Here is a 16196-nt window from a genome sequence, read left to right on the forward strand (position 1 = left end):
CGAGCTTTCAGCTGGAAGCTTCCAGCTGCGAGCGAAGACTAGACTGCTCGTAGCTGGCAGCTACCAGCTGGCCGCTCGCCGCTTATCCGTTCTATGTGGCAGTTTGCTGTCTGCCGGATCTACGCCACTCGCAGCGGTTGTCCTTCCAGGGCAAGCGCCGGTGGGATCATGAAATCGCCGAGCAGCTCCTCGTAATCCTCGCGGATTCGTCCGTAGCACTCACACGCGATCTGCTCGAGCCCGGAGCGGTCGGTGATCGTGATGCGGCCCCGCCGGTACTTGATCAGACCCGCGTCCTGGAGCGACTGAGCCGCCACCGTGACCCCGGGACGCCTCACGCCGAGCATGATTGCGAGAAACTCCTGGGTGAGCGGCAGCTCCTGCGCGTCCATGTGATCGTGCGTCGTCAGCAGCCACTTCGCGCAGCGTTGCTCCAGGGAATGCAGCCGGTTGCAGGCTACCTGCTGCCCCGCCTGATTCAGCACCGCGAGCGTATAGCGGTGAAGGACGTCTCTGAGCGTCGGGGCGTGCCGGATGACCGCCTTGAAGGCGTCCGCCGGGATGCGCTTCGCCTCGCCGGCCACCTGCACCAGGATCCGCAGGGGCTGAGTCTTACGCCCGTGAAAGAGGGCCAGACCCGCGACTCCCTCGCGCCCGATCACGCCTACCTCGATGCTGGTCTTCCCGTCGTTCATGTCGTTGACGATGGACAGCATTCCGCTCTGCGGGAACCACGCGTATCGCATCGCCTCGCCCGGCTCGACGAGATCCTGCCGCAGGCGGAGCGGAACGGTTGTCGCGTGCTCCATTACCTTCGCGTAATCTTCCGGCGACAGCGCGCGCAGCAGCGAGTTTCTCTCGAGCGGGGCCTCGGAATGATCCAACTTCGGACGGGTCTCCATCGTCAACTCCTGCGCGCCGGTACAGAGCGCTTGGGGAACCACCCAGGAGGACGGCAAAGGTGACCAGTGGTACCTTGTCCGATGTCGATTCTGAATGCTCGGCCGGGGAGCCCGACGTGGGCACGGTCCGATACATGACAGTGTAGCGGTTTTACAGTCGAAATGCGACCGTAATCGGGTGGAACCTTTCCCGCATCCGCGCACGGTGACCGTAGAGGCCATCCCGGCGAGGAATCCATCGGTTTCGTACGATGAGATTGTACCAATGTTACCACGCGCCTCGGAAGTGAAAAACCGCCTCGTCGCACTCCTCGCGGCTGCGCATGCCGCTCGCCGGGTTCCCGGCTGTCGTGGAAGGGCGGACGTGTGATGGGCGGGGCGATCGGCCGGCGGGCATTCGTCAACGCGCTGCTTTCGGCCGGCGCCGCCATCGCCTTGCGGCCGGCGGCGGTCGAAGCCGCGCCGAAGAGAGCGCGATTCGGCTTCCAGCTTTACACCGCGCGGCGGGAGCTGGCACGGGACTTTTCGGGCACGCTCGCCCGCATCGCCGCGATCGGATACGACGAGGTGGAATTTGCCGGGTACCACGGCAACTCCCCCGCCGCTGCGCGCTCGGCGCTGCGAGCCGCGGGGCTGGCGGCGCCGTCCTCGCACATCGGGATGCCGGAGCTCGAGGGCGATTGGGCTCGAACGGTCGCGAATGCGGCCGCGATGGGGCACGATTATTTGATCTTCGCCTGGGTGCCGGACGCGCACCGCACGCCCGACGGCTACAAGCGACTCGCCGACCGCTTCAACCGCGCGGGTGAGGCGGCGCTGGCCTCTGGCGTCCGCTTCGGCTACCACAATTACACCTACGATTTCACGAGAGCGGGCGACGGCTTTCTCTATGACGTGCTACTGTCCGAGACCGACCCACGGTATGTGACGATGCAGCTGGATGTGTACTGGCTGGTCGATGCGGGCCAGGATCCGCTGGCGTATCTCGCTCGGCATCCCGCGCGATACAGCTCGCTACACCTGAAGGACCGGACCGCCAGCGGGCGCATGGCGGACGTGGGAGGCGGCACGATAGACTGGTCGCGCATCATCCCCGCCGCGCGGTCCGCCGGCGCCCGCCACTTCTTCGTCGAGCACGACGACCCCGCCGACGCGTTTGTCAGCGCGCGAACGAGCCTGAGCCACCTCCGCTCGCTCGGGATCTGACGGCGCCGCGAGCGGCGGTTCTAGTCATCCCGCGGAGCCGTTCGTAGTTTCTGACGGGGACAACCCGAACCCGAGCCGCAGAGATGACTCAGAACACGATGTATGACGTGGTGATCGTCGGGTCCGGCGCGGGCGGAGGGATGGCGGCCTACGCGTTGACGAAAGCCGGCGCCAACGTGCTGTTGCTCGAGGCCGGAGGCCCGTGGTACGCCTCGAAAGACTCGCCGATGCTCGTGCCGAATTACGCTTCGCCCCGCCGCGGCGCGGCCACCCGGCTCCGCCCCTTCGGCGAGTTCGACGCCTGCGACGGCGGCTGGGAGATCGAGGGTGAGCCGTACACCACCGCGCCCGGCTCGCGCTTCCTCTGGTGGCGCGCGCGCATGCTCGGCGGCCGCACCAACCACTGGGGCCGCATCTCCCTCCGCTTCGGCCCCGACGATTTCAGGCGCAAGACCCTCGACGGGCTCGGCGACGACTGGCCCATCTCGTACGACGACGTCGCCCCGTACTTCGACGAAGTGGACAAAATCGTCGGCATCTACGGCAGCCGCGAAGGAATCCCCAACGAGCCCGACGGGATCTTTCACCCGCCGCCGGCGCCGCGCTGCTACGAGTTGCTCGTCAAGAAATCGTGCGACAACCTCAACATCACCTGCATCCCCGCGCGCCGCTCCGTCATCACGCAGCCGCTCAACGGGCGGCCCGCATGTCATTACTGCGGCCAGTGCAGCCGCGGCTGCACGACAAGATCGAACTTCTCCAGCCCCGACGTCTTCATCGCTCCGGCGCTGGCCACGGGCAAGCTCACGTTGCTCACCAACGCCATGGTGCGCGAGGTGACGACCGCGCCGAACGGCCTCGCGACCGGGGTGTCGTACGTCAACAAGCTCACCGGCGAGGAGCTGCAGGCGCGCGGCCGCGTCGTCGTGCTCGCCGCGAGCGCGCTCGAGTCGGCGCGGATCCTCCTGAACTCGAAGTCGCCGCTGTTCCCGCAGGGCCTGGCCAACGGCAGCGGCACCCTCGGCAAGTACATCACGGACACCACCGGCAGCGACGTGGCCGGCTACATACCGGCGATGGAGAATCACGTCACGCACAACGAGGACGGCGCCGGCGGGATGCACGTGTACATGCCGTGGTGGCTGGACAACAGCAAGCTCGATTTCGCCCGCGGCTACCACATCGAGGTGTGGGGCGGGGTCCGCGCGCCGGGCGCGGGCTTCATGGGCGGCATCCACCGCTATCCGGGCGGCGGCGGCTACGGCAAGCAGCTCAAGGACGACTACCGCAAGTATTACGGCGCGACGATCGGCTTCTCCGGCCGCGGCGAGATGATTCCGAACGACGACTCCTACTGCGAGATCGACCCGAACGTCGTGGACCGCTTCGGGATTCCGGTGCTGCGCTTCCACTGGAAGTGGAGCGAGCACGAGATCAACCAGGTGCGGCACATGCAGGAGACGTTCCGCGCCCTCGTGGCCGACATGGGCGGGCAAGTCTTCTCCCCGATGCCCACGAAGGAGCAGGACTACAACATCGCGACCGGCGGGCAGATCATCCACGAGCTCGGCGGGACGCGCATGGGACACGACCCGAGGACGTCAGTGCTCAACTCGAACTGCCAGGCGCACGACTGCAGGAACCTCTTCGTCGCCGACGGCGGTCCGTTCGTGTCGCAGGCGGACAAGAACCCGACGTGGACAATCATGGCGCTGGCATGGCGCACGTCGGACTACATCCGCGACCAGATCAAGGCGAAGGCGCTATGACCGACGTGACCCGCCGCGACGCGGTCAAGGCGATGGCCGCGCTCCCCTTCGCTCTCGCGTGGGACCTCACGCCGCCGCAGCTCGAGCGCGCGGGGCGCGCGTTCGCGACCGATGCACAGAATTACGCTCCCACGTTCTTCACCAGCAGTGAATGGGAGACCGTGCGGATGCTGGTGGACTACATCATCCCGCGCGACGAGCGGTCGGGCAGCGCGACCGAGGCGAAAGTCCCGGAGTACATGGACTTTCTGTTCTCCGACAAGGACGCGTCCGAATCGAGCAAAGTCGCCATGCGCGGCGGGCTCGGCTGGCTCGACTTCGAGTGCCGCGAGCGGTTCGGCGCGACCTTCGCGCGCTGCACCGACGAGCAGCGGCGCGCCGTGCTCGACGACGTCGCCTGGCCCGCGCGCGCGAAGCCGGAGCACAGCCACGGCGTCTCGTTCTTCACCCGCTTCCGCGATCTCACCGCCGGCGGATTCTTCTCCAGCGCGATGGGCTGGCAGGACGTGCGCTACGCGGGCAACGTGTTCAACCCGAACTGGCAGGGGTGCTCCGCCGAGGCGATGGCGAAGCTCGGCGTGTCGCAGGATCTCATGAACACGCGCATCCCGGTTCAGTGAGCGGTGGGCGGCTCGGCATAGGGCTGGTCGGGAGCGGCTTCAACGCCCGCTTCCACATCCAGGCGTTCGCGGCCGTGCGCGACGCCGACGTGGTCGGGGTGTGGAGCCCGAACAGGAAGAACGCGGCCGCCACGGCGGCGTACGCCCGCGCGCTGGAGGTGGGCGACACGAAGCCGTTCCGGTCGATCCGTGAGATGGTCGCCGACCCGGCGGTGGACGCGATCTGGCTGTGCGGCCCCAACCACGCGCGCATCGCCAACGTCGAGGAGATCGTCTCGACGATCGAGCGCGGAGAGGGCGAGCTGCGCGGGCTCGCCTGCGAGAAGCCGCTGGCGCGCAACGTCGCCGAGGCGAAGAAGGTCGCCCGGCTCGCCGCGAGCGTCGGCCTGAATACGGGCTACCTGGAGAACCAGTTGTTCGCGCCGGACATCACGCGCGGGCGCGATCTGATCTGGGCGCGCGGCGCCGCCCTCACCGGCCGCCCGTACCTCGCGCGTGCCGCGGAGGAGCACAGCGGTCCGCACATGCCCTGGTTCTGGCAGGGGACGCTGCAGGGCGGCGGAGTGCTGAACGACATGATGTGCCACTCGGTCGAGGTCGTGCGCCATCTGCTGACCGAGCCCGGCGCGCCTCGCTCGTCCATTCGGCCGGTACGCGTCACGGGTCATGTCGCTTCACTCAAGTGGACGCGGCCGCAGTACGCCAGGCGTCTGCGGGCCACGATGGGCAAGGACGTAGACTACCGCCGCCGACCCGCAGAGGATTTCGCGCGGGCGACGATCGAATACGAGGCATCCACCGGCGAAACTCTCATCGGCGAAGTCACGACGTCCTGGAGCTTCGTCGGCGCGGGGCTGCGCCTGTCGGCGGAGCTGCTCGGTCCCGAGTACTCGATGTCGTGGAACACGCTCGACAGCTGGCTCAAGCTGTTCTTCAGCCGCGAAGTGCGCGGAAAGGCGGGTGAAGATCTGGTGGAAAAGCAGAACGCCGAGATGGGATTGATGCCCGTCGTCGCCGACGAAGCTGCGGCGTACGGCTACGCCGCGGAGAACAGGCATTTCGTGCGGACGTTTCTGCGGGGGGAGAAGCCGATGCTGACGTTCGAGGACGGGGTTGAAGTCATGCAGATTTTGATGACAGCGTACATGAGTGCGGCGAAAGGAAGGACGTTGGAGTTTCCGCCGAAGGGGCTGGATTCTTTCGTGCCCGAAGTCGCTCGCGGCAAGTGGAGACCGCGGTGAACTGCGCTGCGTGCTAACTGCGCTGCGTGCTGCGTGCTACCGGCGCTACATGCTGCGTGCTGCGTGCTGCGGCCTGCGCCCTCGCTGCGGCGTGGGTCCTCGCAGGCTCCGTGCGCGATCCATGTTCACTGTTCCTCACCACCGTTTGGATCCGGGCGAATGTCGCGGTCGCGCTCCTTGGGAATGGCCTTGAGAAGGATCTGGCAGATGCGTGTCAGTAGAGAAGTGCGCTTCTCATAGTCAGCTCGCTCGAGGACGTGCCTGGCAGCGTGGTACCAAAACCGACATTCCCGGGCGGAGCTGAGCGCGTACTCGAAGAACCGCACTCGATCTTTTCCGGAGCTGCGACTGTATCCGTCGCAGATGTTCGCCCCGATCGAGCTCGCTGACCGGTACAGCTGCGACGCTATGAATGCTGTCGTCGGATGCGTCCTGACCGTCGCGGCATCTGCCCACGCAAAATCCAGTACTTCAAGCGCCAATCTGTACGCCGCCATCCGCCTGATCGGATCGCCAGCGTGCACCGGACCCGGCTCCCCTTCCCTGAATTCGGCAGGCTCGCTCTCCACCCCGAATCCTGTATGGAGAGGCCCGAATTCCCCGAATCGTTTTGCCAGTGGTGCAACACAATCATTTCCGGTGCAACGGACCCTGCGAGGGCGCAGGCCGCAGCACGCAGCACGCAGCGTAGTTAAGCCGCTTGCTGGGTCTGAGCCGGACGGAACAGCAGTGCGAAAACGACGAGGATTACCGCGGCACCAACAGCGGGTACCATCCAAATCGCATTCCAGTCATGCCCTCCCGGCACCGCGTACCGCTCCACAATCCGCCCCGATGCCCACGCCCCGATGAAGTTTCCAACCCCCATCGTCACGAATGCGATGAACCCCTGCGCGGCCGCCCGTATCCGCACCCCCGCCTGCTGATCCACGTAGATCTGCCCCGTCACGAAAAAGAAATCGTAGCACACGCCGTGCAGCAGGATGCCGAGATACAGCATCCACACGTTCGCGCCCAGCCCGCCGTTGGCGAACAGGAAATACCGCGCCGCCCACGCGGCCATCCCGATCAGCATGATCTTCTTCACGCCCAGCCGCACCAGGAACCACGGCAGCAGGATCATGAACGCGATCTCCGACATCTGGCCGAGCGTCATCTTGCTCGCCGGCTCCGGCAGGCCGATCTCGTTCAGGAACAGGTTCGTGAACGCGTAGTAGAACTGCAGCGGGATGCACAGCAGGAACGACCCCACCACGAACACGGCGAACGATCGGTCGCGCATCAGCGACAGCGCATCCAGCCCCAGCACGTCCCGCACCGACAAGGGGCGGCCCGCAGAGCTCGGCGGCGTGTGTGGCAATAGAAGAGCGAAAGCCGCGAGTACCAGCGACGCGCCGGCCGCGATCCGCATCGGCACCGCGGTCGCCTCCAGTCCGAGCTGGCCGACGAGAATTCCCGCGACGATCCACCCGATCGTCCCCAGCACGCGGATCCGCGGAAATTCTTTCGCCGAGCTCGCCACGTTCGCGAACGAGATGGCGTTGGACAGCGCGAGCGTCGGCATGTAAAACAGCGCGTACAGGATCAATACGGGATAGAACGTTCCGAAGTCGCCGATCGTCGATGCGTACCACAGCAGCACCGCCCCGCCGACGTGCAGCGCGACCAGCATCTTCTCGGTCGCGAAGAACCGGTCGGCGACCATTCCCACGAAAAACGGCGAGACCATCGCCGCGATCGCCAGACTGCCGTACGCGAGGCCGATCTGCGTGCCGTCGAAGGCGAGCGTGGTCCCGAGATACGTGCCCAGCGTGACGAACCATGCCCCCCAGATGAAGTACTGCAGGAACATCATGATCGACAGCCGCGCGCGCACGCTCACGGCAGCACCCTTATGCGGATGTTGCGGAACTCGACCCGATCACCGTGGTCCTGCAACCCGATGTGCCCCCGCGGCGCCCTTCCGTACAGCGGCATCGACGCGAACTTGCTCGCCCGCACCCGCGCCTCCCACTCGGGGGAGCCGAGCTCGTATTCCACCACCTTCACGCCGTTGAGCCAGTGCTCCACGTGGCTTCCGTTCACGAGCAGCCGCACGGCATTCCATTCGCCGGCCGGGCGCGACACGCCGCGCCTGGCCGGATACAGCGCGAAGTTCGATCCGGCCGAGGTCAGCTCCGACTTCCCGTCCGCGTGGCGCTCGTCGTCCAGCACCTGCATCTCGCTCGCGCTCTGCCAGATGTAGTTCCCTTCCTCGGTCGCCCGGTAGAAGATCCCGCTGTTGCCGCCGGGAGCGACTTTCCACTCGAGCCGCAGGTCGAAGGTGCGGAACTGCTCCCGGGTGATGATGTCGCCGGCGCCCGCGGTCACGAGCGTGAGCGATCCGTCGACCACCCGCCAGCCGTCGGGCAGCCCCGGCTTGCGGTACCCGCGCCATGCGGCGAGATCGCTCCCGTCGAAGAGACTCCGCCAGCCCGCGGCGCGCTCGGCGGCAGTCAAGACGGTCCCGGCATCATCGCCGGAAGAAGCGGGGGCCGTCGTGCAGGCTGAGAGGACGGCACCGGCAGCTCCCAGAAGGATCACGGCCGACTGCATAATTTTGCGATTCATGGTTATCGGGTAGGAGGCGCGGCCAAGTTACGACTCCGAAGGGAGCGACGTAAGCAGGCGGCAGTGGGACCAGCCGAAGGCTGCTACGTACTCCTACGTATGTTGGACCCGCCCCGGGCGGGACGAGCTTCACTTCGTCCCACACTGGAGCGCCCGATGAGAAACGCGCACGTCCTCGCAACGGACGTACTTGTTCGGCCACGCCACCGCCCGGCCGCAGGTATCGGAGACTCGCTGGCCGGCGGAGTGTTCGCCGCCGCGACGTTTCTCGCGCCAGGGCTGGCGAGTCTCGACGGGATGCTGCGCTCGAAGCGGACGGCCCGTGCACGCGCCGCTCTCTCCCGCGCGCACGCCGGCCGGACCACCGGCTCCGCCGAGCTGGAGGCGATCTGGTTCGCGCGAATCGCGCGCGAGGGACTGCGGCTGCTGCTCGTTCTGGGATTTGCCGACGCCGTGCTCCGCCGCGTCGAGGTCAGCGGAATATCCCGCGCGTCGGAGCGGAGCTGTGTATACGCCATTTACCACACGCCCTGGGGCCGCGTGCTCGCGCTCTGGATGGAGCGACAGTCCTCTGGCGTGCTGCTCTCGGCGCCGCGCTGGCTGAAGCGCGCGGGAAGAGCGCACGTGCCCTGCACGTGGCGCGGGCTCCGCGAGCTGGTGGATCGAATCAGCCACGGCGGCTTGGCGGCTGTCACGACGGACCATTTTGGCCCGGCAGGGGCTCACACTACTCCCGCGATTCTCCTCGGGCGCGCGGTCCACGTGTGGACGGGAGCCGCGCGGATCGCCGCCGCCGCGGGCGTGCCGATCGTCCCCGTGCTCACCCGATATCGCGCGGGCAGGATCCAGATCACCTTCGATGCGGCCATCGCCGTCGATGAGGTCGGCGCCGCGGCCGCCACCAGACGCGTGATCGCCGCATTCGACGCCGAGCTGCGCAGGGATCCTTCAGGGTGGGAACACGCGCACCGGTTTCTGTCGATGTCGCCGGCGCGAGTACCGACGGATCGCGTCGCGGAACGGCCTGCCGCTCCGGAGCATACCCCGGATGAAGCAGCGATTCCAGCAAGGTACGGACCCTTCTCCGCCCGACCCTGCCGCCCTTTCACGTCCTAGTACGGCTGTTGCTGTTAGCGGGTACACCACTTCGGACTCGACGGAGGCTGCGTGCGGCTGGGAAGACGGAGCACCAACATCGAAGACAGGCGGGGAATGCGGATGGGCCCGGCGGTGGGCGGGATCGGGGGGATCGCAGTCCTGCTCATCGCGCTCTTCCTCGGCGTGGACCCTGGAGCGCTGCTGAACTCCGCGCCCGAAGCGGGTCCCTTATCGCCGGCCGACTCGGCGGCGCTGGCGAACGATCCCAATCGGGACCGCGTGGCCGCCGTTCTGGGCGACACCGAGGACACCTGGAACGCGATCTTCCAGGCCAACGGCCGGGATTACGAGGAGCCCAAGGTCGTGATCTACTCGGGCATGACTCAGTCGGCCTGCGGGATGGGGCAGGCCGCGATGGGCCCGTTTTATTGCCAGCTCGATCGCGACATCTACATCGACCTGAGCTTCTTCGAGGATCTGCGTACGCGGTTCGGCGCGGACGGGGATTTCGCGCAGGCGTACGTGATCGCGCACGAGGTCGGCCATCACGTGCAGAACCAGCTCGGCATCTCGGAGCGCACGGCCGCCCAGCGGCAGCGCAGCGGCGAGGCGGAATCGAACCTGTTGTCCGTGATGCAGGAGCTGCAGGCCGATTGCTTCGCGGGGATCTGGGCCAATCACGCCAATCGCTCGCGGCAGATACTGGAAGCGGGAGACATCGAGGAAGGGTTGAACGCCGCCGCCGCGATCGGCGACGACCGCATTCAGCGGCAGACGCAGGGGACGGTCGTGCCGGAGAGCTTCACTCACGGCAGCTCCGTGCAGCGCGTCCGCTGGTTCAGGCGCGGGATCGAGAGCGGCGACGTCGAGGCCTGCGACACCTTCAACGCGCGGGCGTTGTGACATACTCGGCGCGGAACCTGGCGCGAACCGGGGTCTGCTTCTCGCTGGTGGCGGCGGCTGCATGCGCGCCTCGCGTCGCCCGGGAGACAATACCACCGGGAACCGCCGCGACGCTTCGCGTGGAGAATCAGGCCTTCATGGACGTGAACGTGTACGTGCTGCGGTCCGGACAGAGAACGCGCCTGGGGACTGTCACCGCTCTCACCACGCGCACGTTCGTGCTGCCGAGAACCATGGTCGGCACCGCGGTCTCCGTGCGTTTTCTGGCTGATTTCATCGGGAGCAACCGCGCGCCGGTTAGCGAGGAAGTGGTCGTATGGGAGGGTGACGAGATCGAGCTCAGAGTCCCTCCGGGATGAGCTTCTGCAGCTCGCGGCTTGGCTTATCTATGCGGCAGTCAAACGAAACCCCGCTGAATCTCCTCCAGCGCCTTTGCGCCGGGACACAGCTCCTCGAACGGTATCTCCGACAGCGGACGCTCGACCGTCTGCATGGTCGCATGCATGTCGGCTGACGCGGGATCGACGTACAGCAGTCCGGTGACCACCTCGCCCGAATGCTCGCGCTCGCGCAGGTACGAGTACACTGAGTCCCGGTCGGTCGGATCGTAGTTCTCCGGGATCTTGCGGAAGCGCACCGTGCTCCCGTCGTGCAGCGTCACCGTGTTCACCGAGCCCGGCTCGTACGACGTCGTGATCTCGCGCTGAATCGGGACGAAATCGGTCGCGACCGGCGCCGGCACGAAGTCCGCTTCCAACAGCGGCAGGGCGTGCTCGCGCGTGTACATGTAGCTCTTCGTCGATCCTTCGTGATCGTTGAACGCGACGCACGGCGAGATGACGTCCACCAGCGCGAAACCGCGGTGCTGGATCCCCGCCTTCAGGATCGGCACGAGCTGCGCCTTGTCGCCCGAGAAGCTGCGCGCCACGAATGTGGCGCCGAGCGTGAGCGCGAGAAACACCGGATCGATCGGCGGGCTCACGTTCTCGACCCCGCGCTTCGACTTGGTGCCCACATCGGCTGACGCGGAGAACTGTCCCTTGGTCAGCCCGTACACGCCGTTGTTCTCGATGACGTACAGCATGTCCACGTTGCGGCGGATCGCGTGGCACAGCTGCCCCAGTCCGATCGACAGCGAGTCGCCGTCTCCCGACACTCCGATGCAGATGAGCTCGCGATTGCCGGCGTTAGCGCCGGTGGCGATCGCGGGCATGCGGCCGTGCACCGAGTTGAACCCGTGTGCCTGGCCCATAAAATAAGTCGGCGTCTTGGACGAGCAGCCGATCCCGCTCATCTTCGCCACCCGGTGCGGGTCGATGCTCAGATCGAACGCCGCCTGGATGATCGCGGCGGTGATCGAGTCGTGACCGCACCCGGCGCAGAGCGTGGACATCGCGCCCTCGTAATCGCGGGTGGTGAGCCCGAGCCGGTTCTTCGGCAGCGACGGGTGGCGGACCTTGGGCTTGGTGATGTACGTCATTCCGTCACCGGCGTGTCGCCGGCCGCCTGTGGCAGCCTGGCCTCATGCTCCGGCTCCGCCGCGCCGCGCAACGCGGCCACGATGTGCTCGACGACGTCGCCCGCGCTCAACGGCAATCCGCCAAAGGTCCCCACGTGCTCCAGCTTGTCGCGGCAGAAGCCGGTCTCGATGCTCAGCAGCGAAGCGAGCTGCCCGTCGCGGTTCTGCTCGACCACGAATATCCGGCGGTGCTCACGCAGAAATGCGCCGACCTCCGGCACGAACGGGAACCCCCGGAGGCGCATGTAGTCGACGGGGATCCCCCGCTCTCCGAGCAGCGCGACGGCTTCGACGATCGCGCGGTGGCATCCGCCGAGCGACACGATCCCCGCGATCGCGCCCGGTGTCGTGCTGACCTCCGGTGCGGGAAGGCTGAGAGCCGCGGTCTCCAGCTTCTTCGTGAGCCGGTGCATCACGTCCGAGTACTCGGCCGCGTCTTCGGTATAGTCACCGTTCCGGTTGTGGCCCGAGCCGCGCGTGAAGAACGCGCCCTTGGGGTGCACGCCCGGTAGCGTGCGGGCCGCGACGCCGTCGCCGTCGACGTCCACGTACCGGTGAAACTGCGTGATGTGCTCGAGCTCCTCCGCGCGGAGGACCTTCCCTCGATCCGGCCGGTACGCGTCGTCCCACTGCAGCCGCGGCACCATCCAGTCGTTCATTCCGATGTCGAGATCCGAGAGCACGAACACGGGGGTCTGGAACCGCTCGGCGATATCGAAGGCGAGCACGGCGAAGTGGAAGCACTCACCGGGGTCGGCCGGGAAGAGCAGGATGTGCTTGGTGTCGCCGTGCGACGCGTAGGCGCACAGGAGCAGATCGCCCTGCTGCGTGCGCGTCGGCATTCCGGTGGACGGTCCCGTCCGCTGGATGTCGAAGAACACCGCCGGGACTTCGGCGTAGTACGCGAGCCCGATGAACTCGCTCATCAGCGAGATGCCCGGGCCGCTGGTGGCGGTGAACGCGCGCGCACCGACCCAGTTGGCTCCGATGACCATTCCCGCGGCGGCGAGCTCGTCTTCCGCCTGGATGATCGCGACACGCGCGCGGCCCGTCTCCGGATCGCGCCGCAGCTTCAGCACGAACGCCTGGAACGCGTCGAGCAGCGACGTCGAAGGCGTGATCGGATACCAGGCGGCTACCGTGGCGCCGGCGTAGATGCAGCCGAGCGCGGCGGCGGTATTCCCGTCGATGAGGATCGAGTCGCGCGTCGCGTCCATCTTCTCGAGGCGCATCGGCAGCGGACAGTCGAAGCTCTCGCGCGCCCGGTCGTACCCGAGCCGCAGCGCGAGAAAATTGGAGTCGAGCAGCGCTTTCTTTTTCGAGAACGTCTGGGAGAGCAGCTCCTCGATGACGGCCATGTCGATGCCGAGCAGAGCCGCGAGCGCGCCGGCGTACGCGATGTTCTTCATGAGGATCCGCTCGCGCGCTCCGGCGAAATTCTCGTTGCACAGCCGCGCCAGCGGCACGCCGAGCATGTTCACGTCGTCGCGCATGAGCGCGTCCGGCCGCGGCCAGGTGGAGTCGTGCATCAGCCAGCCGCCCGGGCGCACTTCGGCGATGTCGCGGGCATACGTCGCCGGATTCATCGCGATCATCAGGTCGAACTCCGGCGTGCGCGCGGTGTGGCCCGCGCCGTTCACCCGGATCTCGTACCACGTGGGCAGCCCCTGAATGTTCGACGGAAAGATGTTCTTCCCCGACGCGGGCACGCCCATGCGGAAGATCGTCTTCCGGATGAGATCGTTCGCGCTCGACGATCCCGTCCCGTTGACGGTCGCGATCTTGAAAGCGAAGTCGTTCACCTGCTGCCGCGCCAGCGTGGTCATGCGCCTCCGACGGCGGCGAGCACCGGCAGCGGCCCGCGCGGCGGATGCGCGCCGCCGGCCGGCAGACCGGCGTACGGGATCAGCAGATCAAACTTCCGCATGTCCCACGCCGCCGTCGGGCAGCGCTCGGCGCACAGGCCGCAGTGAATGCAGATGTCCTCGTCCTTCAGCATCAGCCGCTTGGTCTGCGGCAGCGGCCCAGACGCGAACAACGGCTGCGACGGATTGAGCGCGGGGGCCGTGAGCCGCTGCAGGATCTCGCTCTCGTCGGAGCTGCCGTTCGCCGCGATGGTGAGACAGCTCACCGGGCATACATCAACGCACGCGTCGCATTCGATGCACAGGCTGTCGGTGAAGTGCGTCTCGACGTCGCAGTTGAGGCAGCGCTCCGATTCGCGCAGCGTCTGCTCCAGATCGAACCCGACTTCGACCTCCTCCTCCAGATTCCGCAATCGCTCGGCGAGCGCGACGTGCCGCATCCGCGCGCGCTGCGCCTCGTCGTAGTCGTTGCTGTAGCTCCACTCGTGCATGCCCATCTTCTGGCTGACGAGGTTCATCCCCCACGGCAGCCGGTCCGTGAGCGACCCGCCCAGGCAGTGCTGGTGGATGGAGATCGCCGCCTCGTGTCCGTGCGCCACGGCCCAGATGATGTTCTCCGGTCCCCACGCCGCGTCGCCGCCGACGAAGACGCCCGGGCGCGTCGTCTGGAACGTCTTCTTGTCCACGAGCGGCGCGCCCCACTCATCCACCTCGATCCCGATGTCGTGCTCGAGCCACGGGAAGGCCGCTTCCTGGCCGATCGCGAGGATCACCGCGTCGCACGGGATCACGACCGTGCTCAGCGTCCTGCTCACCGCGCGGCCTTTCTCGTCCTCGCCCCATTCGACGACGTCGAACTCCATCCCGGCGAGCACGCCGTTCTCGACGATGAACCGCTTGGGCGCGTGATTCTCCACGATCTCAACGCCTTCTTCCAGCGCGTCGTTCAGCTCCCACGGCGAGGCCTTGAAGTGCTTGCGCGAGCGGCGCGCCATGACCTTCACGTCGGTTCCGCCGAGCCGCTTGGCGGAGCGGCAGCAGTCCATCGCCGTGTTGCCGACGCCGATGACGAGCACCCGCGGCTCGATGGACTTGATGTGGCCGAACGCGATCGACTGCAGCCAGTCGATGCCGATGTGGATCCTGTCGGTGTCGCGCCTGCCCGGCAGCTCCAGCTCCTTGCCCCGCGGCGCGCCGGTGCCGATGAACACCGCGTCCCATCCTTCTTCGAGCACGGCCTTGAGGCTCGTGACCGGGTGATTCGTGCGGAGGTCCACGCCCATGTCGAGGATGATGCCGATCTCTTCGTCGAGTACGCGCGGCGGCAGGCGGAACCGCGGGATGTTGTTCCACATCAGCCCGCCGGCACGGTCGTACTTCTCGTACATGGTCACGTGGTAGCCGAGCGGCAGTAGATCGTTGGCGACCGTCAGCGACGCCGGTCCCGCCCCAATGCACAGAACTCTCTTGCCGTTCTTCTCTGCCGGGATGACCGGCAGGTTCGCGCGCATCTCGTCGTCGTCGCGGTAGTCCGACGCGACGCGCTTGAGGCGGCAGATCGCGACCGGCTCGCCGTCTATGCGCGTACGGCGGCACGCGGGCTCGCACGGACGGTCGCAGGTGCGGCCCAGTATTCCCGGAAAGACGTTGGACTGCCGGTTGAGCAGATAGGCTTCCGTGTAGCGCCCCTGCGCCACCATGCGGATGTACTCCGGCACGTTGGTGTGCGCAGGGCACGCCCATTGGCAATCCACGACCCGGTGATAGTACGCCGGATCGGAAACGTCGGTCGGTCGCATCTTTCTCCGAGAAACCCGGGATTCAGCCCCCGACTTGAATAGTACAGGTCGTGCAACCGGTCGTCACCAGCGGGTTTTACGGGTAGCGATTACCCCTGTTATCCTACGATTACCACATTCGTCCGGAGATTCCCGTGAACCGCACCGCCCAATTCGACACCAATCTCGGCACCTTCAAGGTCGAGCTCTTCGAGGACCGCGCCCCGAAGACGACCCAGAACTTCATTGATCTCGCCGAAAAGGGGTTCTACAACGGCGTGATCTTCCACCGCGTCATCAAGGGCTTCATGATCCAGGGGGGCGATCCCAAGGGGACCGGGACCGGCGGGCCGGGCTACACTATTCCCGACGAGTTCCACGCCGAGCTGAAGCACGACGATCCGGGCGTGCTCTCGATGGCGAACGCGGGGCCGAACTCGGGCGGATCGCAGTTCTTCATCACGCTGGCTGCGACACCCTGGCTAGACGGCAAGCACGCGGTGTTCGGCAAGGTCGTGGAGGGGATGGACGTGATCGAGGCGATCGGCACGACACCCACGGCGGCCGGGGATCGGCCGAAGACCAACGTCGTTATGGAGAAGGTTACGGTCAGCTAACTGCCAAATAGAACTGCCAAGCGGCGCGCGGCCAGCTAGGAGCCGCCAGCTACGAGCGGCTTTGTCTT

Annotated in this window: 15 protein-coding genes; 8 read left to right on the forward strand and 7 right to left on the reverse strand. The window is 66.7% G+C overall.

Features of this window, described 5'->3' with window-relative positions:
* Positions 1-119: 119 nt before the first annotated feature.
* Positions 120-902 carry a Crp/Fnr family transcriptional regulator gene (locus WEA80_01455; GenBank protein MEX1185241.1) on the reverse strand — a complete coding sequence of 261 codons (783 nt, stop codon included), beginning with the start codon at positions 900-902 and terminating at the stop codon, positions 120-122.
* Between the two features lie 369 nt (positions 903-1271).
* Here WEA80_01455 and WEA80_01460 point away from each other — a divergent pair, with 369 nt between their 5' ends.
* The 4 genes from WEA80_01460 (at position 1272) to WEA80_01475 (ending at position 5738) form a co-directional block, all read left to right on the forward strand.
* Positions 1272-2108 carry a sugar phosphate isomerase/epimerase gene (locus WEA80_01460; protein MEX1185242.1) on the forward strand — a complete coding sequence of 279 codons (837 nt, stop codon included), beginning with the start codon at positions 1272-1274 and terminating at the stop codon, positions 2106-2108.
* 83 nt (positions 2109-2191) lie between these two features.
* Positions 2192-3877 (forward strand): GMC family oxidoreductase, encoded by a 1686-nt coding sequence (locus WEA80_01465; protein ID MEX1185243.1) that lies wholly within the window; start codon positions 2192-2194, stop codon positions 3875-3877.
* Positions 3874-4497 (forward strand): gluconate 2-dehydrogenase subunit 3 family protein, encoded by a 624-nt coding sequence (locus WEA80_01470; protein MEX1185244.1) that lies wholly within the window; start codon positions 3874-3876, stop codon positions 4495-4497. The genes WEA80_01465 and WEA80_01470 overlap by 4 nt, the downstream gene beginning before the upstream one ends.
* Positions 4494-5738 (forward strand): Gfo/Idh/MocA family oxidoreductase, encoded by a 1245-nt coding sequence (locus WEA80_01475; protein MEX1185245.1) that lies wholly within the window; start codon positions 4494-4496, stop codon positions 5736-5738. The genes WEA80_01470 and WEA80_01475 overlap by 4 nt, the downstream gene beginning before the upstream one ends.
* Before the next feature lie 125 nt (positions 5739-5863).
* On the opposite strand, the gene WEA80_01480 is transcribed toward WEA80_01475, so the two are convergent.
* The 3 genes from WEA80_01480 to WEA80_01490 all read right to left on the reverse strand — a co-directional run bounded on the left by WEA80_01480 (position 5864) and on the right by WEA80_01490 (position 8348).
* On the reverse strand, positions 5864-6307 hold the full coding sequence (locus WEA80_01480; protein ID MEX1185246.1) for a four helix bundle protein: 444 nt from the start codon (positions 6305-6307) through the stop codon (positions 5864-5866).
* Between the two features lie 122 nt (positions 6308-6429).
* Entirely contained in the window at positions 6430-7620 is a 1191-nt protein-coding gene (locus WEA80_01485; GenBank protein MEX1185247.1) for a nucleoside permease, read from the reverse strand.
* Positions 7617-8348, reverse strand: a complete 732-nt coding sequence (locus tag WEA80_01490; GenBank protein ID MEX1185248.1) for a DUF1080 domain-containing protein — start codon at positions 8346-8348, stop codon at positions 7617-7619. Before WEA80_01490 ends, WEA80_01485 begins: the two co-directional genes overlap by 4 nt.
* 156 nt (positions 8349-8504) lie before the next feature.
* Between WEA80_01490 and WEA80_01495 the strand changes: the two genes are divergently transcribed.
* Genes WEA80_01495 through WEA80_01505 form a run of 3 tightly spaced genes read left to right on the forward strand, consistent with a single transcriptional unit; the run spans position 8505 to position 10708 of the window.
* The gene (locus WEA80_01495; protein MEX1185249.1) at positions 8505-9464 is read left to right on the forward strand and encodes a hypothetical protein; all 960 of its coding nucleotides are present in this window, start codon (positions 8505-8507) and stop codon (positions 9462-9464) included.
* A 51-nt stretch (positions 9465-9515) separates the two neighbouring features.
* Positions 9516-10349, forward strand: coding sequence for a neutral zinc metallopeptidase (locus tag WEA80_01500; GenBank protein ID MEX1185250.1), 834 nt, complete (start codon positions 9516-9518; stop codon positions 10347-10349).
* On the forward strand, positions 10346-10708 hold the full coding sequence (locus tag WEA80_01505; protein MEX1185251.1) for a hypothetical protein: 363 nt from the start codon (positions 10346-10348) through the stop codon (positions 10706-10708). Before WEA80_01500 ends, WEA80_01505 begins: the two co-directional genes overlap by 4 nt.
* A 38-nt stretch (positions 10709-10746) precedes the next feature.
* Here WEA80_01505 and WEA80_01510 read toward each other — a convergent pair whose 3' ends face one another.
* From WEA80_01510 to WEA80_01520, 3 genes are read right to left on the reverse strand one after another with little or no spacing between them, the layout of a single operon-like run.
* Positions 10747-11829 carry a 2-oxoacid:ferredoxin oxidoreductase subunit beta gene (locus WEA80_01510; protein ID MEX1185252.1) on the reverse strand — a complete coding sequence of 361 codons (1083 nt, stop codon included), beginning with the start codon at positions 11827-11829 and terminating at the stop codon, positions 10747-10749.
* Entirely contained in the window at positions 11826-13694 is a 1869-nt protein-coding gene (locus WEA80_01515) for a 2-oxoacid:acceptor oxidoreductase subunit alpha (GenBank protein ID MEX1185253.1), read from the reverse strand. Before WEA80_01515 ends, WEA80_01510 begins: the two co-directional genes overlap by 4 nt.
* The gene (locus WEA80_01520) at positions 13691-15532 is read right to left on the reverse strand and encodes an FAD-dependent oxidoreductase (protein MEX1185254.1); all 1842 of its coding nucleotides are present in this window, start codon (positions 15530-15532) and stop codon (positions 13691-13693) included. Before WEA80_01520 ends, WEA80_01515 begins: the two co-directional genes overlap by 4 nt.
* Before the next feature lie 134 nt (positions 15533-15666).
* Here WEA80_01520 and WEA80_01525 point away from each other — a divergent pair, with 134 nt between their 5' ends.
* Positions 15667-16128 carry a peptidylprolyl isomerase gene (locus tag WEA80_01525; protein MEX1185255.1) on the forward strand — a complete coding sequence of 154 codons (462 nt, stop codon included), beginning with the start codon at positions 15667-15669 and terminating at the stop codon, positions 16126-16128.
* Positions 16129-16196 lie beyond the last annotated feature (68 nt).

The sequence above is a fragment of the Gemmatimonadaceae bacterium genome, assembly GCA_040882285.1.
Taxonomy (GTDB): Bacteria; Gemmatimonadota; Gemmatimonadetes; order Gemmatimonadales; family Gemmatimonadaceae; genus JACDCY01.

Coding starts and splice junctions, on each gene's coding strand:
- WEA80_01455 (MEX1185241.1), bottom strand. CDS start 902: ATGGAGACCCGTCCGAAGTTGGATCATTCCGAGGCCCCGCTCGAGAGA.
- WEA80_01460 (MEX1185242.1), top strand. CDS start 1,272: ATGGGCGGGGCGATCGGCCGGCGGGCATTCGTCAACGCGCTGCTTTCG.
- WEA80_01465 (MEX1185243.1), top strand. CDS start 2,192: ATGACTCAGAACACGATGTATGACGTGGTGATCGTCGGGTCCGGCGCG.
- WEA80_01470 (MEX1185244.1), top strand. CDS start 3,874: ATGACCGACGTGACCCGCCGCGACGCGGTCAAGGCGATGGCCGCGCTC.
- WEA80_01490 (MEX1185248.1), bottom strand. CDS start 8,348: ATGAATCGCAAAATTATGCAGTCGGCCGTGATCCTTCTGGGAGCTGCC.
- WEA80_01495 (MEX1185249.1), top strand. CDS start 8,505: ATGAGAAACGCGCACGTCCTCGCAACGGACGTACTTGTTCGGCCACGC.
- WEA80_01510 (MEX1185252.1), bottom strand. CDS start 11,829: ATGACGTACATCACCAAGCCCAAGGTCCGCCACCCGTCGCTGCCGAAG.
- WEA80_01515 (MEX1185253.1), bottom strand. CDS start 13,694: ATGACCACGCTGGCGCGGCAGCAGGTGAACGACTTCGCTTTCAAGATC.
- WEA80_01520 (MEX1185254.1), bottom strand. CDS start 15,532: ATGCGACCGACCGACGTTTCCGATCCGGCGTACTATCACCGGGTCGTG.